Annotated in this window: 14 protein-coding genes; 8 read left to right on the top strand and 6 right to left on the bottom strand. The window is 49.8% G+C overall.

The annotated features are described in order from the left end of the window. Positions 1-61: 61 nt before the first annotated feature. A complete protein-coding gene (locus tag LRP57_RS01015; protein ID WP_231204190.1) occupies positions 62-1,291 on the bottom strand; it encodes a molybdopterin molybdotransferase MoeA in 1,230 nt (409 codons plus the stop codon). 347 nt (positions 1,292-1,638) lie between these two features. Between LRP57_RS01015 and LRP57_RS01010 the strand changes: the two genes are divergently transcribed. From LRP57_RS01010 to mscL, 3 genes are all read left to right on the top strand, one after another. Next, positions 1,639-2,253, top strand: coding sequence for a 5-formyltetrahydrofolate cyclo-ligase (locus LRP57_RS01010; RefSeq protein ID WP_231204188.1), 615 nt, complete (start codon positions 1,639-1,641; stop codon positions 2,251-2,253). A 289-nt stretch (positions 2,254-2,542) separates the two neighbouring features. Then, on the top strand, positions 2,543-3,172 hold the full coding sequence (locus tag LRP57_RS01005) for an SAF domain-containing protein (protein ID WP_231204186.1): 630 nt from the start codon (positions 2,543-2,545) through the stop codon (positions 3,170-3,172). Positions 3,173-3,185: 13 nt separating this feature from the next. Continuing rightward, positions 3,186-3,575, top strand: coding sequence for a large conductance mechanosensitive channel protein MscL (mscL, locus tag LRP57_RS01000; RefSeq protein WP_231204585.1), 390 nt, complete (start codon positions 3,186-3,188; stop codon positions 3,573-3,575). Between the two features lie 380 nt (positions 3,576-3,955). Here mscL and LRP57_RS00995 read toward each other — a convergent pair whose 3' ends face one another. The 3 genes from LRP57_RS00995 to LRP57_RS00985 form a co-directional block, all read right to left on the bottom strand. After that, positions 3,956-4,270 (bottom strand): hypothetical protein, encoded by a 315-nt coding sequence (locus LRP57_RS00995; protein ID WP_231204184.1) that lies wholly within the window; start codon positions 4,268-4,270, stop codon positions 3,956-3,958. Between the two features lie 12 nt (positions 4,271-4,282). After that, positions 4,283-8,416, bottom strand: a complete 4,134-nt coding sequence (locus tag LRP57_RS00990; protein ID WP_231204182.1) for a prevent-host-death family protein — start codon at positions 8,414-8,416, stop codon at positions 4,283-4,285. Between the two features lie 154 nt (positions 8,417-8,570). Further along, the gene (locus tag LRP57_RS00985; protein ID WP_231204180.1) at positions 8,571-11,960 is read right to left on the bottom strand and encodes a bifunctional proline dehydrogenase/L-glutamate gamma-semialdehyde dehydrogenase; all 3,390 of its coding nucleotides are present in this window, start codon (positions 11,958-11,960) and stop codon (positions 8,571-8,573) included. A 521-nt stretch (positions 11,961-12,481) separates the two neighbouring features. Here LRP57_RS00985 and LRP57_RS00980 point away from each other — a divergent pair. The 5 genes from LRP57_RS00980 (at position 12,482) to LRP57_RS00960 (ending at position 22,314) form a co-directional block, all read left to right on the top strand. Continuing rightward, positions 12,482-13,039 carry a DUF5067 domain-containing protein gene (locus LRP57_RS00980; protein ID WP_231204178.1) on the top strand — a complete coding sequence of 186 codons (558 nt, stop codon included), beginning with the start codon at positions 12,482-12,484 and terminating at the stop codon, positions 13,037-13,039. A gap of 383 nt (positions 13,040-13,422) precedes the next feature. After that, positions 13,423-15,240: an ATP-binding cassette domain-containing protein gene (locus LRP57_RS00975; RefSeq protein WP_231204176.1), complete on the top strand. Its 1,818-nt coding sequence runs from the start codon at positions 13,423-13,425 to the stop codon at positions 15,238-15,240. Beyond that, positions 15,237-17,189 carry an amino acid ABC transporter ATP-binding/permease protein gene (locus LRP57_RS00970; RefSeq protein ID WP_231204174.1) on the top strand — a complete coding sequence of 651 codons (1,953 nt, stop codon included), beginning with the start codon at positions 15,237-15,239 and terminating at the stop codon, positions 17,187-17,189. Before LRP57_RS00975 ends, LRP57_RS00970 begins: the two co-directional genes overlap by 4 nt. 145 nt (positions 17,190-17,334) lie before the next feature. Continuing rightward, positions 17,335-17,784: a ribose 5-phosphate isomerase B gene (gene rpiB, locus LRP57_RS00965; RefSeq protein WP_231204172.1), complete on the top strand. Its 450-nt coding sequence runs from the start codon at positions 17,335-17,337 to the stop codon at positions 17,782-17,784. Positions 17,785-18,447: 663 nt separating this feature from the next. After that, positions 18,448-22,314 carry a Cna B-type domain-containing protein gene (locus tag LRP57_RS00960; protein WP_231204170.1) on the top strand — a complete coding sequence of 1,289 codons (3,867 nt, stop codon included), beginning with the start codon at positions 18,448-18,450 and terminating at the stop codon, positions 22,312-22,314. A gap of 93 nt (positions 22,315-22,407) precedes the next feature. Here LRP57_RS00960 and LRP57_RS00955 read toward each other — a convergent pair whose 3' ends face one another. Continuing rightward, a complete protein-coding gene (locus LRP57_RS00955; RefSeq protein ID WP_231204168.1) occupies positions 22,408-22,926 on the bottom strand; it encodes a GNAT family N-acetyltransferase in 519 nt (172 codons plus the stop codon). Between the two features lie 283 nt (positions 22,927-23,209). Further along, complete coding sequence (locus LRP57_RS00950; RefSeq protein WP_231204166.1) at positions 23,210-26,047, bottom strand: alpha/beta fold hydrolase; 2,838 nt, start codon at positions 26,045-26,047, stop codon at positions 23,210-23,212. Between the last annotated feature and the right edge of the window lie 104 nt (positions 26,048-26,151).

Here is a 26,151-nt window from a genome sequence, read left to right as displayed (position 1 = left end):
ATGACTGACAGCGGCCAGTGACAGTTAAAAGCGACGAGGAAACGCCCCTCATGCTTTTCTTTTATTCAAGAACCATGCACTGCAGTTCATCACCGGCACGCACATTCGTTACTTCTTCTGGAACAACGGCTAAAGCATTTGAATCGGCCAATGCGGATAAAAGCAAGGAAGCCGGAGCGCCCATCACTTTCGCTTGGTAACCGCTGCGAGGATCACCCAGTAAACGCACTCGCACAAATTCGCGCCGACCACGAGGGGAATACCATGAACGATCAACACGTGCGCGAACGCTCGGGCGACTTAAAGCCGTCCACCCTTGCATATGACGTAAAGCTGGACGCACGTACACTTCAAAACATACTTGAGCTGAAACAGGGTCACCTGGTAGACAGAAAATGGGGACGCCGCCACTCCCATCCGTATTTACCCCTACTGTTCCCACACCAAGGATGTGGCCGGGCCAGGCTGCGACATTATCAAAGCGAACAGTACCCAACGCACCTAACACTTCACGCACGGTATCGCCTGAACCGTAGGAGATTCCACCGGTTGTGAGAATCAAATCTGCACGAACAAGCTGGTCTTCTATGGTTTCACGCAGTGCTTTACGTTCGTCAGGAACCGCAGCGACACGGAAAGTCTGGGCACCTGCATCTGCGATAGCGGTTGATAACGCGTGACCGTTCGCATCAAAAACAGTGCCTGGACGTGCTTGTTGACCTGGCTCAACAATTTCATCTCCGATTGAAAGGATGACTACGCGCGGACGGGGGTGAACTAAAACACGCGAGCGTCCCACTCCCGCAAGTAATGCGACTTGGCGAGCGCCAACACGCGTTCCTTTACGTAAAACAACCCGGCCTTCTTCAACGTCTTCAGCGCGGCGACGAATATTTTCACCGACTGCGGGCTGGGTACGTGCTGCCACCTGCGATATACCGTGATCGGTGAAATCGAGTGCAAGTACCGCATTGGCTCCGGCGGGCATAGGAGCACCCGAGGCGATACGGATAGCGTTGCCTGGTATCAGCGCGGCAGGATTCACGTCACCGGCACAGACTTCTTCGATAACTGGTAAATGGATGGGAGCATCCGGACGTGCTCCTTCCAGGTCAGCGGCGATGACCGCGTATCCGTCACAGCCAGCAAGATCAGCTACGGGCAGGTCAAAAGGAGCTTCCACATCCTCAGCTAGGACGCAGGACACTGCGTCTGCGAGTTGGACATCGAGGGGAGGTTGTTGACTGACAGCGGCGATACAATCTTGATAAAAATCAGCAACAGTACGCATGTCGTCCTTTCAGCTTCTGTGGGTTCAGTGGCTTTTGTATTCACTTTGACTAAAGCATGTTTTTCAGTGTCGAGCATAAGTTTTTAAGGGGAAGGACCGGGTTGGTTTCGTTATCTTTTGGTCCTGTGTGTCTCGAAAAGGTATCCCCATCCCTACGCCGGTTGCTTCAGTGGCCGCGTATTGATGTGTGTGGCGGCCAATAATTGGGAATATTCTTTGAGGTTTTACTTTCGTTGCGGGCAAGAAACACGTTCCTTCGTTTGTAGCAGGATGCGCCGTGTGGCATACATGGTGAGCGTGTTCTGGCATAATTGCCAGACTAGCAGAGCAAAGTGAGGGGCAAAGCAGTGACACAGGAAAAGAACGTATTGCGGGCTCATTTTCGTGCTCTACGAAACAAGCGTATTCCTGATACTACTGAAGCTGACGCTCTCCTGAAGTTATGGCGTTCCTTATGTCATCAGATGCTTCTGCCTGATTCAGAGGGTATTCCTACTGTATTTTTTCCTACTGCTCATGAACCTGATGTGCGTGCGATTGTTGAAAATTCACGTCCTTGTCTTTTACCTGCACTCGTTGATGATGAGGGGCGTCCATACGATACTCCTCGCTGGGCTTTGTATGAGAGCGGTCCTGATGGTTGCTTATGGAAACCTGAGCGCGCTCCTGCACAACCTCGTGGAAATGTCATGTCGCCTACAGCTATTGCTCGTTCCTTAGTCGTATTAGTTCCCTGTCTTGCTGTGGATTTATCTGGAACTCGTTTAGGACAAGGTGGGGGCTGGTATGACCGAGTCTTACCTCATGTACCTCCTCATGTGCCCATTATTGCTGTCGCACATGATGAGGCGGTGTTGCCTGCGGGTTCTTTGCCCCGTGAAAGGCATGATATTCCTGTACATGCTTTTCTCACACCGACCCGCTATGCGATTGTGAATAAATTGCGTGATCCGTTACTCTGATGTTCTTTTGCTTCCGCATTGAATTGTCCTTATCTGGTCTTTCAGTTTCATATTCAGCATATGCTTCACCGCAGGTGCGCCTTCAACGTGGGTAGTACTTCACCACAGATAAAAAGTAAAGATACTGAACTGCAATCTCCACCTAGTGAAAGCGAAAATCCTTTATCAGTATCAGGGAACACTGTGTTTTCATACCCTCTATCCACAGATGGCAATTCTGTACATCATTTTTTCCACAGAATGCTTATAAAAATCTCTGGTGTTCTTGGGGATATGCTCTGCTATTCCTATGAGGTTCTTACATACTTGGCCCCTTGTGCGGCGTTTCCTGTACGGGCTCACCATCGTGACGGCTTTGGCTGCTGCTCTTTATGTCTTCTGGCCTACGCAAGAGCGTCACGTCCTCATAGCTGCCCGTCCCCTTATCACAGGAACACGTATTGAAGAAGGCGCATTAAAAACCGTACCAGTTCCTTCTCGTTATGTTCCAGAGGATTTTCTTTCTCCAAATGCTGTCCTTCCTGAAATGTGGGATGGCATCTCCTTGAAAGCAGGGACAATACTCACAGAATCCCTTTTAGCAGCTTCTCCTGCAGGACGCGCTATTCCACCCGGCTTTGCAGATATTCCCCTGCTCATTGACGCGGCACATACCCCAGAACTCGAAAATGGGGACCTTGTAGATATCTGGGCTTTACCTTCATCATGCGATTCTTCTGAGTGCGCAGCCACACGTATCGCCCAAAATATTTACGTCGTATCTTCTGCTGCCAAAGAGGGAACAAGCTGGGCTTCTTCCGCTCAACGAAAAATTATCCTTCGCCTTCCCGGTAGCGACACGGAAAAAGTCTTAGGCTACGCTGGGGGCGGCATATTGAGCGTAGTTCTCCATTCGCGTGGAGGACCACCCCCTCTATAGAAAGAAAATGATGATGCTTAAAGGATTCCGAGATTTTATTTCCCGTGGAAATGTCATTGACCTAGCGGTTGCGGTTATCATCGGCGCTGCCTTCACTCCTATCGTGAATGCTGTCTCCAACCTCATCACGCAACTGATTGCTTCCATCATTGGCAAGCCAAGTTTCGATAATGTCCTTGAATTCACCATCAATGGCACCCTCATCCAGCCGGGCACAATCATTACCGCTATTGTGAACTTCCTGCTGATCGCTGGGTCAGTGTACTTTGTTATTGTTCTGCCAATGAATAAGTTCAAGGAACGCCAAGCAGTAAAAGAAGCTGTTGAAGAAGCCGCCGCAGAACCTTCAGCAGAAATTCAGCTTCTCACAGAAATTCGTGATGCTCTCACTGCAAAGAAGTGATCTTTCATAGAGCCTCTACGAAAGCAGTACGGCCCGCCACTTACCGCATGGTATTCGGTGGGCCTCACTTTTTGTCCCATACGTTTTTGTCCCATACGTCGCGCTTTATACCCGCACGCCCTTTCACGGCTGGCTTGTTTGACGTTCGGGATATCGTTGAGTGTACGGGGAGGCGCATTTCCTTTCACGGGTGGCTTATTTGGTGGCAGAAAGCGCTGTAAAGAAAGGGTTGTTCACACTCCCTTTCACGGGCGGCTTATGCTCACATAATCCTTTTATACTCACACACTTGTGCCTTTTCGTAGAAGCACCACAAGCACCCAGCACCATCCCTCTCGCGCTTTAGCTGCCCTATCACAGTAGAAAACCCACTGAAATACCTACAAAGGCATATGCCAGTGAGGGGGAACTTCCTCGCGTAAACGCTGCTCATTCCCACCCTGAGGCTCCCCTATTTTCCCTGTGCCACCAAGCGGGACCCCTACATTCATTTCAGATACACGTGATAAACGAGCCGCAACATGCGCGGCTCCTGCACACTCATCCCATGACACAGGCAAACCATGTTCACGTAAACGCTGATCTACCTTACTGAGCATAACAACACGACGACGTTTCCGCGGCCCTTGAGCATACTGAGTCGCCCTGCCTGCCACAGCTCGATCACCTGCTATGGTTTCATTTTCCTGCGTCACGCCCTTGCCCCGTCACTCGTAATGATCCGCGTTCCCTTCAACGCCAGCATCTTGCTGCGATTCTTGCGAGAGTTGAGATGTAGGCGCAGTACGACGCACAACATTACGTAAAACAGCATCCGACTGAGCGCCACGCCGACGTAAATCTAACGCTGAACGTAATTCTTCAACAAGTTCATCATCTGTGCGTTCCACACCATCAGAACGTACCCACAGCGCTAATTCATCCAACTGGTCATCACCGTAAGCCGCTAAAGGTAAGCCCTGAGCAATAGGCGGACGTGGACTACGCGCAGACAGCGACGGAGTAACCACCAGAGGTTTTTCTGTTGGCAAAGCATGAGCCAACACTTCCTGTGATACTTCATCATGACGTAAGCGCAGACCATCAGCTTCACGTTCAGCCTGAGAAGGGACAACAGAAATAACTGTTTCCTCCACAATGTCATCATCTACCTGCGGTACTTCCACTTCCTGAATAAGTGAATCATTCACCTCATCAACAGCATCAAGAACCAGCTGAACAATAGAATCGGCTTCCTTCCCCGGATCAATGAATACCGGCATAGATAAAGCCGTGTACACCTTCCATCCTTGGGCTTCTAACATTGCAGGAAGCAAACGATCACGCATACGCAAAGACGGCTCCGCAACGTATTCTTCATCGTCAGTCAAAACTGCGACAAGTAGGCGACCCGGAACCTCAGGATGCCCAATAGCTAACGGAATACGTAAACCTCCGGGAATACCCACATTCGGCACTACTTCCAAGCCCATGCCATACAGACGCTCCGCTAAATCGACCAGTAAACGATCTGGAGCCGCTTCCAATGTCGGCCACGCATCATTCCCGCGCCCTGACTGCCCTTGAGCGATTTCTAGCAGGTCCACCAGCATTTGGGCACCCTGAGCGCTCACACGAGCACGATCAATTTCCTCAGAGCGAACAGAGGAAATAATGGTCATATCGCCACGGACACACGACAGTACGGCACACATATGCTTCACGCCTTGAGGCGTTGAGAAGATACCGAAATCATGCAGAATACGACCATGCGGGGTCTTTGCAAAACCAACAGAAATAATCACACGATCACGGCTCAGACCGCGCGCTTGTTGCGGGTCAACAACAACGAATGGTTCCACCACAGCCTGGTCAAAGAAAGACGCAACCCCTACTTCGGTGGCGATAGCACGGTGAATCGCATCCTTAATACGTTCTGCATGTCGCGTATTCAAAGCAATCACCATAAGGCTACGTTCAGGCTGTTCAACAGCGTGAGCCACAACGGATTCGACCACTGCAGATACTTCCTGCGACGTTGATTCCACCGCATGAGCACCGGGAGCAGGCATACCTGTCCCCTCCGTCCACAGGGCTGTTACCGGGGCCGTCGCAGTTGTCCAAGGAATTGGCACACCTGTATGACCAATACCGTGACGCGCCAATAGCAATGCCACTTGGTCGTTCAAACGTGTAGGCGCTACGCGAATATGCATCGTCGGTAAAACTGAAGCGATCTGCTGTACAGCCTCACCAACACGGGCAGAATCCACATCAGCGATCAAGACGACTTGTTCTGCTCGCGCAATAATTGGGATCAATTCCGCTAGGGGAAGCATGTCGATATCATCGAGAATCAGCAAGTCAATCCGTGCCTGACCTGGCAAAATCCACGGAACAAGTGTCGGAACTGTCAAGGCCACAGGAATAAGTCGCCTCACCAGAGGGTGTTGAGCGTATACATCAGCCGGATGAGCGTTGCCTGCAAGGACCGTTTGAATATCCGTTTGAGCGTCAGGCGCTCCAGCTAAAGCCGTGCGGCGCATACGACGAAGCTGACTAATGGTTTGCGGAGCAAGTGTTGCTACTTGTTCTTTATCAAGGTCACGGCCCTGCGCTAAAGCCGTTTCAAGATGAACAGGGTCAAAACCACCAAGAGACGGATCTGCAGCAATCATCAAAGCTAAAATTGAGGCCCACCATGCGAGGTCAAGTTCAGCGTCAATGTGTTCAGGCTGAATATGCCTCTGGCGTAAATCCTGCGTAAGGCCGTCCAGCCCTAAATCTGTGAGTGCTTTGAGGACGGCAACACGTTTCGGCAGTTCATGCGCCCCTTCAGGGTCAGCCGCCAGACGATCAAAGATACGGGTCACCTCATCTAAAGGCATACGTAACATTTCTGGGTGAACTGTCGAGAAAATAGGTGACAGCCATTCAAAATCGTCACGTACCTGCTGGGTAACTTGCAAGATTTCATCCATATGTTGCGGCAGAGTCGGCCAACCGTCTGCGTCACAGTGATGACGCCACACGTCACGCCGTTCTTGGACAAGCAAAAGCTCCTTGTGGAGGTCTTTCACTGTGATTCCTGGGCGCAGCATTTCTTTTGCTTGTTTGACAAGGCGCCCCCGTGCAGCGCGAGACATGGAAATCCCATGACTGTTACGCCATTGCCGTGAAGCGGTGGCAAAAACCATATCGGCTGCGGAGCGTTCAAATATTTTTGGTTGAAAGACTTGAAGAACGTCACGTACTCCGGCGAACATAGCAAGCTGAGCTTCCCAAGCTGCCATTGATTCTGCAGGGCGGATCTTGGTTTCGCGGGCAACAGCAGCGATATATCCCTGTAAGGCTGGGAGGGTTTCTTTTGATAAGCGTTGAACACGTGTCAGGATTTCTTCGACTTGTTCATGTGAATTAATCACAATGCCTTTCCACGCGCCGTGCGTGGTTGAGCGAGAAAAAATTCCTAATGTCGCTGCCCGGTGCAGCAGGGTACGTGCTCGTTCGCCTCGGTCTGAAGCAATATCTAAAAGGACTTCTTCACGTAATCGTACTTTTGTGCGTGGTTTCGGATGTGCGCCTGTGAGGTCTGTGAGGACTTGAAGTGCATCAAAAGCGCTCACACCAAATTCGTGGAAGGGTTTATGTAAATGCGTCATGTGTTGCGAAAGCATATGTCGTACTTGAACAAGTTGCTTACGCATGTCATCTACTTGAGCGGGGTCTTCCACCCCTGTCGTATCAACGATTGCACCGGTTAAACGGTCACGCATAATGTCTGCGCTTTCGGTGCTTCCGTCAATGCGGACAGCAATTTCGTCAAGGCCTAGTTCACGTAATCGTGCTTCAGCTCGTGCTGTTCGCGAGGGGGAGCCTGCGATATGGAGGGTGCTTCGGCCGTGCGCTGCAGCGTCAGCAAGCAGGGCACCAAGTATTGTTCCACCGTCGGCTCCTTCAGGAACATTGATGACGAGGGAACGGCCTGCGGCCACTGTTTCTACAACGTCTTGTTGTTGGGGTGTCAGGTCACCTGCGCCGCGTTCTTTCCACGGGTCACGATCATGAGGATTTGGTTCAGGTAAAGGCGCGGCGAAGTTTTTTTGAGCTTCTACTTCCCCTGCAAGGGCGCGGATAAGTGGAGTGCTCAAAAGCGGGTTTGATTGGGTCAGTTCTCGAAGTAAAGTGGAAGCCGGATGCTCAAAGATTCCTAGAATCAGTTCATCTGTTAAGTTAAAGTTTTCTAAGCGTGAAGCTGCTTCACGTAGTGCTGCAAGAGCCTTCGTTGAAGAAAAACCGTGAACTGTTGTGGCTTGTGTGAGAAGTTTTTCTAAGTCGATGTGAACACCTGAAGCTGTTAAGGCCTCATGAATCACAGGAGCCAGTGTTGTTCCGGAGCGAAGCGTTAAAAGAACATCGTCTCCGTCTTTTTCTAAATGGAGTGGACGTAAGAATACGGCTGAGGACATGCGTTGCCCGTTTTGGGTCCATGAGGCTCTGCCGATTGATAAGTGGACGGGTCCTACGCCGTGATGAATGGTGAGGTCTTCTGCGCGCGCAATGATGGTGCGTGCCCGTTCCATTGCGCGTTGCTGTGATGCGGGTTCACGCACCAGATTAGACAATCGTGTCGTGTGATGTGCGTATAGTTGCGCTAATCCTCCGGGGTGGGCAGTACCGATTGTCAGGCGTGGCGCACTGTCCCCTCCCTCATCTGCGGTAATGCGCGCAAGATCGTCACGCCATTGCTCAATGGCGTTGTTCATAGCGAAAGGACGATCAGATGTCAGGCTTTTTTCAGTGGCCGCTGTATCTGCATGTCGCGTATTTACACTTGTTGGACGTGAAAAAAACGTAGGCACCCTTTAACGGTAGTGCGCCTGATTCATTCAGTCTCTTGGAAGCGCCGAGGAAGTACATTTTTAAGGCACATAAAATCCCTATCAATGTAAGAAGCAGGGCAGAGCCACGAAGGACCCTGCCCCACCGGTGCAAAGGAAAACAGAAGTATGAAGGTCAGAGAATTCCGTTGAGCAATTGCGTCGGATTACCGAAACGATGATTTGTTGCTGATACTGACTGTTCTTTCAGGAAAGGCAACAGTTCAACACGACCACAGTGAGTCACCGGTTCAGAGTAAATAGCAACATCAACACTCCCCTGAACTGCTTGTGCTACAGCGTCAGCTTGCCCATCGAGTACACGGTAGCGCACACCGCGTGGGTTATGTGCTAAAGCCGCTGCTCGGTTCAGGAAAACCTCAGCGCTTTCCGTCAGCACATTCACCCCGTTTTCTTGTAGGAATTCAGCCATTGGGCGTGGCATCTCTGTGGCACATGACAGTACTGGTGTTGCGCCGACCGCTAACGCGCCTACCGCAAGAGCTATAGCATCGGTGAGGTTGTCACCGCCACGGATCACTACATTTTCTTCTGGCAGATATCGCAGGACGTTCTTTTCTACACCTAAAGCACAGACATCTTCAGCACAAAAATGCGTGGCGATAGCTTCCTCCATGCTTTCAAGCATGGCTGTTATACGGTCCGTATCTGCATGTGGGCATTGAGTAATGGCACTTAAAGTCTTGCGGAAGATCGGGATATTCAAAGAACGTCCTGTAGGTGCCAGTGGAGCATCTTTGACATGGCCGAGGCCGATCAGGTAGTTCGGCCCTCCAGCTTTCGTTCCGCTCCCCACGCATGAGCGTTTCCAGCCGCCGAAGGGCTGACGACGCACAATTGCTCCGGTGATGGTGCGGTTGATGTATACGTTTCCAGCTTCGACACCTGCAAGCCAGATTTCTACTTCGGTGGGCTCCAGCGAGTGGATACCTGCTGTCAGGCCGAAATCCACCGCATTTTGCCATTGCATAGCTTGCTCTAACGTATCAGCGCGCATAACACCAAGGATCGGACCGAAGTATTCTGTCAGGTGGTATTCGCTGCCAGGTTTCACATTGACGCGCACGCCTGGGCTCCACAGCGTATCGCTGATCTGGCGTGGTTTGATTGCCCATGCTTCGCCTTCACCTAGAGTTGTCAGGCCGCTGAGCAGTTTGCCGTGAGGTGCTTCAACCATTGGCCCCATTTGCGCTGAAAGATCATCAGGGTAGCCTAGTTTCAAGGAACGAACCGCATCAATGAGCTGACGTTGGAAGCGACGTGAGTATCCGACCGAGCCTACGAGAATCACTAAGGACGCGGCTGAGCATTTTTGTCCGGCGTGCCCGAAAGCGGAAGCAACAACGTCTTTCACCGCGAGGTCGATATCTGCGTGCGGTGTCACAATGATTGAGTTTTTCCCTGATGTTTCAGCAAATAGGCGTAGGTTTGGTCGCCATGAGCGGAAAAGACGTGCGGTGTCGATAGATCCTGTGAGGATTACTTGATCGGATTTTTCAACCAGGGTTTGTCCGCACACGTTTTCAGCGGCAATTGCTAAGGCCAGAACGTCACGTGGTACACCGGCTTCCCACATCAGGTGAGCGATGTAGGCGCCAGTGCGTTGGGTCAGGTTCGCTGGCTTCAAAATGGCCCCTGAGCCTGATGCGAGAGCTGCAAGTACACCACCAGCAGGTATGGAAAGCGGGAAGTTCCATGGTGGTGTGATGAGCGTGGTTTTGACGGGCGTGTATTCAGCGCCTTCGAGGGCTTCAAGGTCAAGAGCCAGTTGCGCGTAATAGGTGGCAAAGTCAACGGCCTCAGAAACTTCCACGTCACCTTGATCGACAGCTTTCCCTGCTTCGCTTGCGGCGACTTCGATGAGTTCTGCTCGGTGGTCCTCGAAAGATTGCGCGACGTTCCGTAGGATTTCTGCGCGTTGCGCTGCGGGGGTTTGTGCCCATTTTTGCGCGGCTTTTGCTACAGAGGCTACAAGGTTTTCTGCTTCTTCGGGGGAGTTCACGGTGTGTTCAGCAACAATATCTTCACCTAAACGTGAAGTTGTTACTCGGCTCGCGATGTCCTCTGCCCAGGCAATATTGGCGTGCAGTGATGGGTCTGTGTCGCGTGAGTTCTCAACACCGGGTAAAAGTTCTGTGCCTTCACAGCGATTTTGTTTACGACGAGGCCCGTGGATGAGTTTTTCCGCTTGGTCGGCAGCTCGGCGGAAGCGTTGTTCTTCAAGGAGGACCGTGTCGGCGGTATCCAGGTCAAAAACATTCGACATGAAGTTATCAGGGGTTGCATTTTCTTCGAGTCGTCGAACAAGGTAGGCCACTGCTACGTCGTATTCTTCTGGCCGGACAACTGGGACGTAGTACAGGACCGACCCTACGGTGTCACGTATTGCGTGAGATTGTGGTGTTGCCATACCTGAAAGCATTTCGAAGTCCACACCGCTGGTTACGCCGCGTTCGCGCATTGTTTCCAGTCCGAAGGCGATGGTAAAGAGGTTCATCCCTGCGATTCCAATATTGACTGCGTCCAGTCGTTCAGGTGTGAGGGCCGTATCAAGGACGGTTAAGTAGTTCGCGTCTGTGTCGCATTTGGAGGGTTGTACTGTGAGTTCCCAGCCGTGAATGATGGCATCGACTCGTTCCATTGATAGGTTCGCGCCTTTAACGATCCGGACTTTAATGGGAGCGCCTCCGCGTGCGCGGCGAGCTTGAGACCATTGTGTGAGGTAGTTGAGGCGTTCAAGAGTGTCAGGTAAATAGGCTTGTAGCACGATACCGGCGCGGTAGTGTAGGAATTCCTCCATATCAAGGATGCGTGTAAAGACATCGATTGTCAGGTCGAGGTCTTTGTATTCTTCCATGTCAAGGTTGATGAAAGTGTTTTTTTCTTTTGCTATCCGGTACATGGGGAGCAGTTTTTCAACTGCGTCTTTCACTGCTGCGGCGTGTCCGAAAGGCGCGTGTGGGCCAATAACTGCGGATACTTTCAGTGAAACGTAATCCACGTCGTCTCGTTCAATGAGTTCTCGCGTGTCAGCCATACGGCGGGCTGCTTCTTCGTCACCGAGGACTGCTTCGCCTAGGAGGTTCAGGTTGAGTCGTGAGCCGTCTGCACGAAGTTTCGCTATTGCGCGGCCGAGTTTGTCGGGTGTGACATCGAGGACTAGATCTCCGACGAGGGCAGCGAATACTTTATTTGCTGTTGCGGCGGCAAGTTTGGGCGCTAAAGGAGCGAGGCGGCCGCCAATAGCTGCGGGGGCGCTCAGGTAGGAAGGTAAGAAAGAGGTGTCTTTCTGTGCGAGGTTTTTCAGGTGGGCGGCTGCAACTTTTTTGTCTTCAGGTCGAATCACGTCATCAACGAAGGCGACGGTGTATTCGAGGCCGTCTGGGTGGTCGAGTACTTCCGCGAGTAGTTGCGCAGAGCGGGGTGTGGGATATTGCCGAGATGCCTCGATCCATGCGTGAGCTTGTGTAACTGCACGATCGATTCGATCGGACAAGAAAGACATCTTTGACCTCCTTGAGGGGAAACGTACTTGTCCACTATATACCGCAATCCAGATTTTTTGGGACTTTCAGCCCATGAGATTCTTCCAAGTTTTTGCGTACTGTTTCACAGGGCCTGAAATAATCTCGTCGTTACATACTCGCTCAGACAGCGTTCTTACTTTGTTCTTACTTTCCCGTACAGCGAAAAAACACTATACTCACTAACAGCCCTACGCTTTGAGGGCTTTTCGACCTCGGAGGATAACAATATGAGTACCCCCCCCCTGTAGTTCCTGAGAGCGGTGTTTCACCAACGTATAGCAATGGAGCTACTCACAAGTCAACAACCGTTTCTGGAATCGCTGGCCTCATCCTTGGCATTCTTGCGCTAGTCATCAGTTGGGTTCCGATCATTAATAATTTCGCTTTCTTCCTTGGCGGGATTGCCCTGATCCTCGGCATTGTCGCTGTCATTGCCACTAAACCACAAGGAAAGCGTCAAGGCAGGGGCCTTGCTATCGCGACTGTTGTCGTAGCTGTTTTGAGTATCGCAATTACCCTTGGCACACAGCATTTATTTGCTAAAGCATTGAACTCAGCAGCAGAGTCATTACAGTCCTCTGTTTCTGCACGAAGCACCTCAGCTCAATCAGATAAGGCGGAGTCTGCTCCTGCCGAAAAACCAGCCAACACTGCAGCAAAAACCGCTTCTGACGCTGAGGCAGCTGAAGGTGATGTTGCTGACGGCAAGTACCACATCAAGATTACTTCCGTTACTAAGTCAGTTGCTGACCATGAATCAAAGCCCACTGTCGCTGTGGGGCTGGAAGTAACGAATAATCAGAAGGATAAAGAATCCAATATTTTTGATTACCGCATTCAGGTCTTCCAAAATGGTGTTGAGTTAGATAGTGCCATCTATTTCAGTGAAAAACCTGAAGGTTATGATGCTACCGACATGATGAAAGAAATTCAGCCGGGCGGAACATTGGGCTTTGTGAAAGGCTACGTGCTCTCAGATGAAACTTCACCGGTAACTGTGAAGATTTCAGGGACATTCTCTGGCGATAAATTCTCCAAGGAATTCCCCTTGCAGTAGCAATTGTCCACGTGAGCTTCCGTGTTTTCAGTTTCTTGGAAACACGGAAGTTTTTTATATATCAGCTCGCAGGTATGCGCATATGTCAAGTCTTAGTCTTTGTGACATTGTTCAGACACTTTATTACGGAACGTCAGAATAGCTTTTGGGCACTATCGCGTGGCTCATTCAGACGATACCCTAGGAAGGTTCGTACTGAGGGTAACCATAGCCTTGTATGTAGATACGCAGAAAAATAGGTAAGTCCTTACTGCCTCTATCGCACCGGCGCAGGTCACCCTCCATAAGGCCCACATGTGAACGCTGAGGACACGCCTCATTTGCACGCGGCTATAGTGCGAGCGCCCCACCATTAGGTGATTGATTCCAAGGGAGACACTGAAATGCCTCGCAATGGTACGCATATGCCGGCGGCAAGCTCATCTGCTCGTCATGCGTTTTCGTCTGATTCTGCTGCTAGAACATCTTTGCCTGATACGAGTTCAGCAAAAACTCCTTTGCATCCTTTAGTTCAGGGGATTGTTCCTCGAAAAGAAAATTTCCGGCAAATCGCGTACCGATGGGTCACAGTTTCAGCTTCCTGCTCCCTTGCGGTTCTTGTTGGTCAGGGTCTTGATTTCATATTGCATGGGTATTCTCTGCCCTTTTTCTGGTGGTTGCTCGCCGTCCTATCCGTTAGTGTCGCGGGTTGTGCTGGAGCGTTGGCTACTGCTCATTCATTGCGCACACAATCGCATACGGAGCGAGTATTTCGAGAGTTGAGCCAACGCGCATGTTTCACATTAGGGCCGTTGCGTATCCGTGAACGTGCGGGACAAATCCTTGATCTTGCAACGAATGGAGCTATGCGGGCGGCTCGTTATCGTGGTGGTTTCTTGTCGGCAACTGTTGCTTCTTTAACTTCCCCTCTGATCGTATGTATCGCAATTGCTGGGACCGTGGGGCTCATACCTGCGCTACTGATGGCGGCCCTCATCATTATTGGCCCTATTCTCGTGCGAATTTTTACTCATACGACAGCGCGCACAGGTCAAAAATTCCGTGAATCGCAGATGAAGCTCAGGCAATCATTTTTGCAGGGTATCAATGCGTTAGAGTCACTGGTTTATGCTGGCGCTGGCGATAGTTACGCTGATTCTTTAGCGCAAGAAAATGAGCGTCATCGTATCCGTATTATGAAGTTGCTTGCTGGTAATCAATTATTGATTTTCTTCATGGATATTGTGTTTTCATTGGCAGCGTTCGTACTGGTTACTGTGCTGAGTGTTCGCGGGATCTCTGCTGGAAGTTTGAGCGTCGGGCAAGTCCTGTCTTTCTTTATTTTGACTGTGCTTCTGGTAGCTCCTGTTGATCTTATAGGCCAGTTTTTCTATATCGGTATCGGGGGGCGTGCCACTCAAAAACAGTTCAGTGCTTTCTTGTATGAAGCAGATGCTGTTCCTCGTGTTGCACGTGAAAATGTTGCTTCCGCTGCTGGTGTTTCCTCTCAGAATCAGCACGATAGGCCAGCAGATTTTTCTTCTGAACCACCTGCTGTCTTTTTGCAGGATGTGACAGTTTCTTGGGATGAGGCCCCTGCTCTACTTGAAAATGTGACGTGGGAAATTGTCGAGGGTCAAAAAGTGGGGCTGGTCGGCCCATCTGGAATTGGGAAATCAACACTTTCTTCCCTCATACAAGGGTATATTCAGCCCACGCATGGACAGGTTTACATACAGGGTGATGATATTACTACTCTGACACGTCGCGTTTTGGCTCAACGGATTGCTGTTGTTGAACAACGCACTTACCTGTTGAATGACACCATCGCAGAGAATCTGCGTTTAGCTTCTCCACAGGCCAGTGACGCTGAACTATACGAAGCGCTTGATTATGCGAATCTTGGCGATGAGGTACGTGCTTTCCCCCACGGTTTGAACACTGTCATTGGTGATCGTGGTTCTTGCCTGTCAGGTGGGCAAGCTCAGCGTCTTGCTATCGCTCGCGTATTCCTCACACATGCGCCACTTATCATTTTGGATGAGCCAACATCTCAAGTAGATCTGAGCGGTGAAGCGCTGATCGTCAACGCTTTACAGCGAGTAGCCCATCAGCGCACTGTCCTGATGATTGCGCATCGGCAAAGCGCACTTGCTGACGCGGATCGCGTCTATGCCCTCAGTAATCGTTCTTTGACGGAAGTTGATGGAGCCCAGTCATGAATAAGAACCTTCAAACCGCTTCTGAGCGTAGTTCGCAGATGTCCATTTTGGGGTGGCTGCTCACCCGCACTGGTGGCGTTCGTTTCATGTGGGGCTTGTCAATCTGTGCGCGGATAGCAAATCAGCTGCTCATGACCGCTATTCTCGTGCTGGCCAGTTTTTCTGTGTACAAGGCCTACTGGGATTATATTGGGACTTTTTCATCTGAAAGTGTTTTTGCGTCACGTGGGAATGTGCCGCTTTCCTCGTTACACGAAGCTCTTTTGTCTTTACCTTTATCTGCCGTGCTGATGTGGATGCTCGGCCTGTCACTGGTCAAAGCTTTGCTGCGTTACCTGGAACATTACGCAGGGCATTGGGTTGCTTTTACGATGTTGGCTCGGTTGCGCACCGAATTTTACCGGGCGATTGTTCCGCAAGCTCCTGCGATCACGAAAGGTAATGCTGCCGCCGAACTCAGCGAACGCGCTACCCGCGACATTGATCGCGTTGAGGTCTTTTTTGCTCATACTATTCCACCGGCTTTATCTGCCATTATTGTCCCCACGATTGTCATTGTGTGGGCAGGAAATACCTACGGTTGGGTATATGCAGTAATCATGGGAGCAGCTTCGCTGCTGATGGTGTGTTTACCATCTGTGGGACGACTTCTTTCTTGGCGCGACCAGCAGCTTTTAGCTGAATGTCACGCTCAGATTGCTACACACCTTGGTGATTCCATTCAGGGGGTGCGTGAAATCTTGAGTTTCGGGGCGGAAGATCACCGGCTTTCTCAGTGGCGACACGCAGAAAAACAAGCTGAGGCTGTTCGTCGTCGTATTCGTTTACGTTCGAGTGTGCGTTCTGGCCTTCTGCTGAGTGTGGAATTGGGCGCTCTTATTGCTCTTGTAGGGGCTTTCAGCGCCTATGCTGCTCCCCTGTCTCAAGGGGCGCATTTGTCCGAGTTGGCTTTACATTTTGTCTCGCTTCTTTTGATGTGGGTGTCGTTGTGGGCGCCTTTGCGTGGAGTCGATGATTTCGTTGATGGCTTAGATGAAGCCATTGCATCAGCTGAACGTGTTCGCCGTACCATTGAAACCCTTCCGTTGGTGACCGATAAGCCGCCGGTAGACGTTAAGTCGCATTTTTCTGGGGAAAATAGCGTAACGAATTCCTGTGGCAGCAAGGGTGGGGCTGCTGTGTCACCTTCTCTTTCTGATTTTCCTAGCACAGATACTGAGCCGGGCTCACCTGTGATGGCGATGCGTTCTGTCTTTTTTAGTTATGACGGCCGTACAGAACATGTGCACGATATTTCTATGGAATTACCTGAAGGCTCATGGACGTATGTTGCTGGTGTTTCAGGTAGTGGGAAATCAACGATCGGCGCGCTTTTGGCACGTGGTTGGGATCCTGAACGTGGCTCAATTACGTATCGTGGGATTGCATTGTCTGATTATCCGCTCGCACAGTTGCGCTCTCGTGTGGCTCTTGTCGTGCAAAGGCCGTCGCTTTTATCAGCTTCTGTGAAAGAGAATTTATTGCTGTCCAATCCTGAGGCGCATGAGGACAAACTGTGGGAAGCTCTCCATGTTGTCGGTTTAGACCAGTGGGTTCGTTCCCATACGGATGGTTTGCTTCAGCCTATTGCTACTGAGGGTGTGAATGTGTCGGGCGGCCAAATGCAGCGGTTGGCTATTGCACGTGCTTTGGTTTGTGCCCCTGATGTGCTGATTTTAGATGAGGCGACCAGCCAGTTAGATGAGGAGACTGCGCGTCTTATTCGGCAGCGTTTACGTCAAACGTATCCTCGTTTGACAGTTCTTGAGATTTCGCATCATGTGAATCGTATTCCTGATGAGGCCCCTGTTCTTGTTATTGATGCAGGTCGCCTTGTTGAAAATGGTACGGCCGCACAGTTACGCGAAATTCCTGGTGGTTTTTTCCAGCGTTTATTGATGCGGGTATGACAGGTCATTGTTTTCGTTTCTTTGAGGGCACTCACGTCCTCAACGACGTGTCTATCCGTTGAAGGGGCGCCCATCCAATACGCTGTCACACGGAAAGAGCGCTACGGAGCCTCATGTATTGCATATTTGAGTGAAAGGACACCTCATGAAAATTGTTTTTGGCGCTGACCATGCCGGAGTGGAACTGAAAGATTTTTTGCGTGAGTATGCGCAGCAGCTCGGTCATGAAGTGATTGATATTGGCACTCATGACGATCAGAGTGTCCACTATCCTCTTTTTGGTCGTCAAGCCGCTGAAGTGCTTGCCGCAGGTGAAGCTGATCGTGCGGTGATTGTGTGTGGCACAGGGGTCGGTATTTCTTTGGCTGCAAATTCTGTGCCGGGTGTGCGTTGTGTAGTGTGTTCTGAGCCTTTTACGGCGCAGCTATCTCGTCAGCATAATGATGCGAATGCTCTGGCTTTGGGCGCAAGGGTTGTTGGCCCTGGACTTGCCGCGATGATTATGGATTCGTTCTTATCCACGGAATTTGAGGGGGGCCGTCACCAAATCCGCGTGGATATGCTCATTGAGTATGACAATACTTGCGGCCAGTAATGTGACCTTCAGATGCCCTCACGGGCCTTCCTTTCATATTAGGTAAACATTTTGTGAGGTCCTGCGTGAAAGTGAGGCCACCGTGAGGGTCACGTAGCGTTCCGGCCAAGCGTGATACTATCAGCTTGGCCGTTGCGCTAATCATTTTCCTATTATGCACACATAATAATCTCATTGTAGCTTTAGTGGATATTCATATCAGATGAGCCAGAGCATCTGCATGCGCATCGCCGCATTTCACCACTGCCTTGAGTCATGACGCTTTACCACACGTGAACAAAAGTCCACATCATTTCCTCATATTGACATCCTCAGGTAAGCCCCTATAAAAGCTGGCACGATACGTTTTCTTTACCCTCATTACCAGCGAGCGGGCACCCTGCTACGCGTAATACGCAATAGACCATACCCATTATTCGCGAGCATAATCCGGCTCATTTTGACGCATTTCAAACTTTCGGCGGGCATATTTCCTCCTGCGAAATGCGCAGAAGGAAGAATCAAGCACCCTCTAGCACACTAAAGCCTCAACAAAAAGATCAAGAGGCAATAATTTTGTGGATTTCGTCATTGAATGAAAAAAAAAAATGCCCTGTAGCTTTAGTTTTCAAGTAAAGTATCACTGTATTAAATCTTTTTCCTTGCTAGTTTTCGGAGTCTTCATTGAGAACTCGATCTATTACCTACACGACGTGTATCACTATTGCACTCGCTTTTGTCGCTTTATTTCTTTACATGCGACCAGCTTTAGCTGAAACAAATGTCAGTACCGAACAAGAGCTTCGTGAAGCTTTGACGCGCGGCGATACCTCTATTGCTTTATCTAGCGATATCACCATCACCAGCCCTCTGGTTTTCGCAGCAGGTACTTCATCTCTTGACTTGGGTGGTCACACTTTGAGTCTGGGTGCTCGCATTGACAACATGTTCGAAGTCTCATCTGCACAAGCAACTTTATCCGTGTCACATGGAACTATCGATGGACGCGCTCAGGGACGTTTATTCTTTTTGACCAATGATGCGACCCTCAATTTACAGTCCGTGACTGTGGAAAATGGCTCTACCCAGCTTTTTGACAAGAAACTGGAAGACGGCACAAATAAGCAGTTCTATGACGGCGGCGCTGTATATGCTTTGCACGCAAAGTTGAATATGACGGACACAATTTTCCAAAACAATTCAACAAAAACTGATGCTCCCGTTCAGGAAGCAGGGAAAACACCTGCAACAAATACGCATGGTGGGGCAATCTATTCAGGAACCTCAACGATCACCGTTCACGGCGGCAAATTCATCAATAACGTCTCAGGTAAAAATGTCAGCGGCTATTACGGTGAGGGCGGCGCCATCAAAATGGAAGGCGGCTCCCTATTAACCATTAATCCTGACGCTAACGACGAACGAACAGTTTTTGACAAGAACCACACCTTCAAGAGCAGCAATGGCGATGGCGGCCTCCAAGGTGGAGCAATTGAGGTAACAGGGGATGGCACTCGTGTCAATATCCAACGGGCTGATTTCACTGTGATCGGTGGTTTTGACACAGGTGGCGCCATCAAATTTGAAGGTTCTGGTACTTCTTCGACGCATAACATCATCGCGGATTCCACATTCACGCTGGTAGGTAAACAATTGCCGCAGCAGCCTGAGCCATCAGGGTATTTTGGTACTTCTGGCGGCTCGATTATGACTGAAAACTCCTACGTCACTATTGAGCGTTCAACATTTACGATGAAGGACATTCCTTCCGTTGCTTTTGCTGGTGGCCATATTGATGTTGTAGGTGGCGGTGAACTGAATCTCTTTGATTCACGCCTCAGCGGTAATGGTGTTGGGTGGAATGAAGCCTGGCGCTCATCTGCAAAATATGGTGGCGCACTTGCATTTGAGAATGGGGCATCCGCTCGGGCGCATATTCGTGGAACAACTTTTACCGGTTTCACGACCGATCATGTTGGTGGCATCATCGCTGTTGGTCACCGCACAGGTTCCGATCTTGGGGCTTCACTGGGTCAGACAAGCGTTCGCCTTCTTCTGGAAAATTCCACTCTGAGCAATTCGCGTGCCTACACGTGGAACGCAAATAGTGCCGGTGCTGGCCTGTACATTGCAGCTGGTTCTGAAGTGGAAATTCGTGGTGGAAGCATTACGGATGCTCAGGCAAATTACGGTGGCGCGGTCTACAACCTCGGAAAACTCACCTTAACGAATAAGGCTCGTATTATCAGCAATAATGCCACGCAGATGACTGCCGGCATTTTCAATGACGGTTACCTCAATGCGCATTCCGCTGAGTTTTCAAATAACTCAAAAACAACTGACGCATTCTTTGCAGGGGGTAATCATGAGCTGTCGTCAGGAGAACACTCAGGTGGCACCATTTACGCTCGTAAAGATGTCATTATCGGATCAGATGCCAAGTTCTCAACAAATGCTCGCGATGATGTGCGCGTCATCGAAGGGCAGTCGAGTGTGATCCTGTCGGGTCCTCGCACCTCGCAGGTCAATGTATCTTTGTCAGAGAAAGAAAATGCTGCTGGAGGCGGTTTCTTCTCTCGTTTCTTCGGTGAGAATGCTCATCGCCATGTTGGATATTTAGTTGCTCGCGGCCTCACGTCGTCAGATATCCTCTCAACTGAGTCAACACCTGCTGACATGGCATCGAATTACACGGTGACCCCAGCAGATGCACAATCATTCCATTACGTATCAAATACCGTGGAATCGTCAAAGATTGCCGCATATGGCGATCATACGGGTATTGCCTTGTGGGATTATGTCTTTGATCCTGATGCTTCCACCGTTGTTCTGGGGCAACGTGCCCGCATGGTTTACCATACGAATCATGCGGATGCAACCATCACTGATGGTGTTGCTGATTCGGATCCTGCGGGTCAAAAACTCAATCAGGATTACACTTTCTATGCCACTGGCAAGGTTTCCATTGACAATAAGCCAGCAACAGAGCTCACTGTTATTGATTCAAAGCCGACCCTTCGGATAGATGGGAAGAAATGGGATTTCCGTCATTGGCATGAGCCAAGCGAAAAAGGTAATCCTTTATACAGCTTTGATACAGCGACTCCTAGTGACGCTTCACGCTACAATTTTGAAGAGCGCACATTCTCACATGAGTGGAATCCTGCCGGTAATGAGATCACCGATATTTTGAATGTTGCTGCTGCGAATACGCTTCACACGTATGCGGTGTACCAGCCAACACGAAATATTGTGGTGTCAAAGGTGTGGAATGTGACAGATGATTCCCACAAAGCCGAGGTCACTTTCGTCCTCACTGGCGGGGATACCCCTGTTGAAAAAACACTCGCCGCCGGCGAAACAACACTACGCTTTGATGATCTTCCCGCAACCAACGCAAACGGTGAAGCTATCACCTACACGGTTACAGAAAAAGGCGTAACAGACGGGAAAATCACCTTAGGGGAAACCAAGTTCACCGCAACAGTGGAAGACACAACAAACTCCACCACCAACCCCCAAGCAAACACCCGCTACTACACCGCAACCAACACTGAAATAAGGCAAAAAGTCACACAAGTGTCGGGTGATCTGATCGTGCATTACGTCGATGAAGAAGATCAACCAATTGCTGCTGATAATCAAAAACCAGCAAAATTGGTTGCGACACGGACATTTGTCGATGATGTTTTGACGAATGAGGTTCTCACTCATGAGTCCTACAACACGGATAATTCAGACGATAAGCCAACGAACATTACCTTCAACCAGAAGAACTACGAGTTCGTCCGTATTCATGCCAATAGCGAACCTGAATCCGGTGAATATCGTGAAGGCACCATTCACGTGCGATACGTGTACCGTTTGAAGAATCACGAAATGCCAAATGACTACCCGACGGTTGATAAGCCAATCTTGACTGAAGATAAACCGACTGCTGTTCTCACGAGTGAAGAAGTCTCGGGTGATCTGATCGTGCATTACGTCGATGAAGAAGATCAACCAATTGCTGCTGATAATCAAAAACCAGCAAGGTTAGTGGCCACGAAAACCTTTATCGACGGCACTTTGGCTGACACAGTCTTCACACACGAGACTTACAACACGGATAATTCAGACGATAAACCAACGAACATTACCTTCAACCAGAAGAACTACGAGTTCGTCCGTATTCATGCCAATAGCGAACCTGAATCCGGCGAATATCGTGAAGGCACCATTCACGTGCGATACGTGTACCGTTTGAAGAATCACGAACTGCCAAATAACTACCCGACGGTTGACAAGCCAAGCATGGAATGGCACCGTGAGGTTCCACGTGATTACCCGACGGTTGAAAAACCAATGCTAGAGGTACCTTCAACGCCAGAAGTTGAAGAAGTTCCAGTAGTAATAACACCCCAGCCTTCAAAGAAGTCAGGGATGCTGGCACATACCGGTACGAATTCACTAGCACTAGGTGCGACCGCTTCTGCACTGGCATTACTCGGGATGATGATGACAAAGCGTCGCCGTCATACGAATATTGCTGCTCGACACGCAAGGTACTGATACCTAGAGGTATTTAACGGGGGTGTGTTGTTCAGAATCATGATTCTGAACAACACACCCCCGTTAATATATGCTTCAGGACTTACTTTCAGGCTACAGACGCCCCACGTTACGCTCCATAATTAAGTCCTTTTGAACGTCATCGCCTAAAACAAATGTGTGTGCTCCGACGGTCTGAAAACCCAACTTCTCATAAAAAGTTTGAGCCGCTTTATTGTGCTCCCACACTCCTAACCAAACTACTCCGAGGTTGAGGATACGGGCCTGTTCACATGCGTGATGGACCATCAGCTTTCCTAGGCCTCGGTTTTTTGCAGCTTTTCGCACATAAATTCGTTCAATTTCAAGGCAATGCGGGCCGCGATCTTCCGTTTGCGCAGTCCCTACATTAATTTTCAGATAGCCGGCAAGTTCCTCGTCAAGAAAAGCCAAGAAGAACTGGGAATCTGGATTTTGGACTTCTTTTTTTAAAACTTCCGTATGAAATGCATGAGCAATGTATCGTTCCATATCCTCGGCTGTGTTATCAGCAGCGAAAGTTTCAGTAAATGTTTCAATACTGATTGTGCGGATAGTTTCCACGTCCTCGACACTGGCTTTGACAAGTCGCATGGACAGGTTTTCCTTTCAATAAAGTATCCAGCGTGTATGCCTAAAAGTAGGCTCATCATACCCTTCCCTATCGGCAGGAAGCATGGAGTGGGCTACACACAGATATTTTTCTTTATGAGTACGCCTATGAAAAGCTGGTGATGAAAGTAGGGATTGTCGGATAAAAAGTAAAAAGAATGAGGGCGTGGCATCGAAATTATTCGGCGCCACGCCCTCATACGTGATTGATTGAGCGCTCAGCTATATTCCTAGCAGGAATACGCTTTTGCTATGTTTTGCCTTGTCAGATGTGACTCTGACGACGACGTGATACGGCGGAAATAGCACCGGCACAAGCAAGCAGAGCACCTACTGCGAAAGAGTAAAGAACGGCTTGGGAGCCTGTACGAGCCAGTTTCTGTCCGTCTTTGTCTTTAGCCTTTCCTTTATCTTTGGGCACAATCACTTGCTCTACCTGAGGTGTTCCATCAGCAGCAATCACGCTGAAAGCTGAACTTGTCGCTGCCCCACGGCTCATTGCAAATTCAGCAGTGACCGTATGCGAACCTACCTCAAAATCGGAAGGAACAGTCCATGTCAAACGTGCTACACCACCTTCAACAACTGCGGTTCCCGCAACAACTGGATCAGAATGGACAGTGAAAGTTACTGTTTCACCTTCATCACCACCTGCGGCTGTAAAAGTGATCTGTTCGCCTTGTTTCACTGTGTCCTTGTCAGGGTTCACACCGAAAACACGTTGCGGCTTTTCTGTTACGCTGAAGGTTTGGCTTGTCGCGTTTTCACCGGTGGTTCCAAATGCGGCAGCTACGCTGTACTCACCACTTGCAAGATCAGCAGGAACATTCCACGTAGCTGTTGCGCGGCCTTCTGCATCTACAATGGCTGTACCGGCAGAGATGTTACCTGGGTTCACAGTGAATGTGACGGTTTCACCTTGTTCGCCACCTGTGACGGTGAGAGTAAGGGTGGCACCCTGTGTTGTTTCGGTGGTATCAACATTCACAGTAGATGGTTGACGTTCAAGCGTGTCAAAACGATTAACTCGACATTCATGACCGTTCACGGTACGGGAATGTAGGTCTTTCGTTTCCATTTCTGGTCCTGATTCGGTTCCATCTGCAGGAACAGTGAGGTCCATAAAGTACTTGTTGACGATCTCATTGCCGCAGGCTGAGGAACCGTATGAGGTGTGACGTGCACCTGAAACCGTCACCAAAGTACCTTTCAGGCCCATTGCTGCGATAACACCATTCGGGTACGGCGTAGCAGAGTCATGAGTTGTGGACATGACTAGTACATTCGGCGCATTCTTTACTTCAACGCCTGTGGGCAGGTCGCCGCGTTTCTTGAAGTACTGGCACCAGCCGTACTTTTGTTCTGCTTCACGTTGTTTACCAGTTTGTGGGTCTTTACCTGGGTCTGTGAAAGGTGCTTTCTGATATTTCTCCAGGGCTTCAGCCGCTAAAGTATTACGGTCACTGTAGTCAGTGCCATCGTCAACACAGCTGATAACTTGGAAAGCTGAAAGACCGAACTCGTATTCACCAGCATCGCGTCCCCAATATTCGTCAGCAAGTCTTTGAATCAGGGTTCCGTTACCGCTGCCATCAGCCAGTTGTGTGAGAGCCGCGTTCAGGGTTGGCCACAGTTCGTCACTGTACATGGCTTGAATAACACCAATACTCACATCCGCCCAGCTCACATGACGGCCATCAGTCGTATTTTCAAAAGTTGCTGCAGCGTAAGCGGGTCGGGTGATTTCATAGAAACGTTGTGTCAGTTCAGTAAGAGAAGCATTCTTTGCGCCCAAAGCACAAGGCACTTTTTGTCCACCGTATGTGAAGCCTTCTTCTTTGGCGCAACGTAAAGCAAACTGTTCAAAGGTTCCTTGGAAGCCAATCATCTGGGCGACTTCTTCAGAGCCTGTCTTTGTTGGGAAGTATTCATCGTATTTGGCTGCGACGGCTTTATTGTTCTGATAAGGGTTCACCACACCATCCAAGAGGATTGCGCGAGCGTTATCGCGGAAAGCTTGAACGTATTGGTAGCCAATTGAGGTCCCGTAGGAGAATCCCATGTAGTTCAGTTTTTCGTCGCCAACGATTGAGCGCATCACGTCAAGGTCTTGGATGACGTTACGTGTGCCAATATTGGCAAGGTATTCAGTGGAATCAAAATTCGCAAAGCCTGCACCGGTACGTTTGTAACATTCGTTGGTATTGTATTCGAGGATTTTATCGAGTTTGTCGCCGCTCAGTCCGTCGCTTCCTTGTCGCTGCGCATCTGTAGCAGCATTGGATTGGCAACGAATTTGAGGCAAGGACACCCCAGTTCCACGAGGGTCGAAACCAACGATGTCAAAATTCCTGTGGAGTTCACGCATGTGTGACCGAATGCCAAGGCTTGCCATCCACATGCCACCAAAGCCAGGGCCGCCCGGATCCATGAAGATGGTTCCTTTATATTCACCCGACGCTGGGTAGCGGCGAAGACCGATTGCTGCGCGTTGGCCGTCCGGTTTACTGTAATCCACCGGCACAATAATGTATGCGCATTGGAACATACCCCTACTGCTGGTTTGCTCGAATGGTTCACATGCGCCCCATTCAATTCGCTGGCTGTAGTAGGCTTCCAGACCAGCGGGAACCTTTCCTGTTGCTGAGCTGCCCGGCTGCGGGGCTGGAATCACGAGGTTACCAATCGTTCCGAAACGACGAGCAGACTCAGGCATCTTGTAGTCATCCGGATCTTCAGCGAAAGAGGAAAAATCCAGTGGGTTTGGGATCTCAGCACTCGGTTGAGCTTCTGCTTCATTGAGAGTTTCAGCGTCGTCAGATTCAGTGCTGTCTTCATCTGTCATTTCAGTATCTGACAGTTCGGATTCGTCGTCAGCATTTGATGCATCCGATTCTGGATCTTCTGAGCTTGTTTCGGATTCAGTGCTTCCGTCTGTATCAGAGTTTTCGTTGAGTGCTGATACGAATTCACTCATACTATTTGTCACAAGCGGAGCGGATTCGCTGTCAGCAGCATAAGCAGTGTGTGTTGTCATCACACCGCAAGCAGCGAGTGCGCATACTGCGCCACTTGCAGTGAATCGAAGGAGTTGCCTTTTCATATACACCTTCTTTAAGTAGAAACTTAGAGCATGGTTGATCGAACAAGACAACTTTAATAATTCTTGAAGAATAACGCATTGAATGTCTTACAATAAGATACGCA

The sequence above is a fragment of the Schaalia sp. lx-260 genome, assembly GCF_021083645.1.
In the GTDB taxonomy this organism is placed as follows: Bacteria; Actinomycetota; Actinomycetes; order Actinomycetales; family Actinomycetaceae; genus Pauljensenia.
This window is presented reverse-complemented; position numbering and strand designations above follow the sequence as displayed.

What these genes read in the sequence shown, in the direction of transcription:
- LRP57_RS00950 (WP_231204166.1), bottom strand. Translation starts at nt 26,047, where the DNA reads ATGAAAAGGCAACTCCTTCGATTCACTGCAAGTGGCGCAGTATGCGCA.
- LRP57_RS01005 (WP_231204186.1), top strand. Translation starts at nt 2,543, where the DNA reads ATGAGGTTCTTACATACTTGGCCCCTTGTGCGGCGTTTCCTGTACGGG.
- LRP57_RS00975 (WP_231204176.1), top strand. Translation starts at nt 13,423, where the DNA reads ATGCCTCGCAATGGTACGCATATGCCGGCGGCAAGCTCATCTGCTCGT.
- LRP57_RS00955 (WP_231204168.1), bottom strand. Translation starts at nt 22,926, where the DNA reads ATGCGACTTGTCAAAGCCAGTGTCGAGGACGTGGAAACTATCCGCACA.
- LRP57_RS00985 (WP_231204180.1), bottom strand. Translation starts at nt 11,960, where the DNA reads ATGTCTTTCTTGTCCGATCGAATCGATCGTGCAGTTACACAAGCTCAC.
- rpiB (WP_231204172.1), top strand. Translation starts at nt 17,335, where the DNA reads ATGAAAATTGTTTTTGGCGCTGACCATGCCGGAGTGGAACTGAAAGAT.
- mscL (WP_231204585.1), top strand. Translation starts at nt 3,186, where the DNA reads ATGCTTAAAGGATTCCGAGATTTTATTTCCCGTGGAAATGTCATTGAC.
- LRP57_RS00970 (WP_231204174.1), top strand. Translation starts at nt 15,237, where the DNA reads ATGAATAAGAACCTTCAAACCGCTTCTGAGCGTAGTTCGCAGATGTCC.
- LRP57_RS01015 (WP_231204190.1), bottom strand. Translation starts at nt 1,291, where the DNA reads ATGCGTACTGTTGCTGATTTTTATCAAGATTGTATCGCCGCTGTCAGT.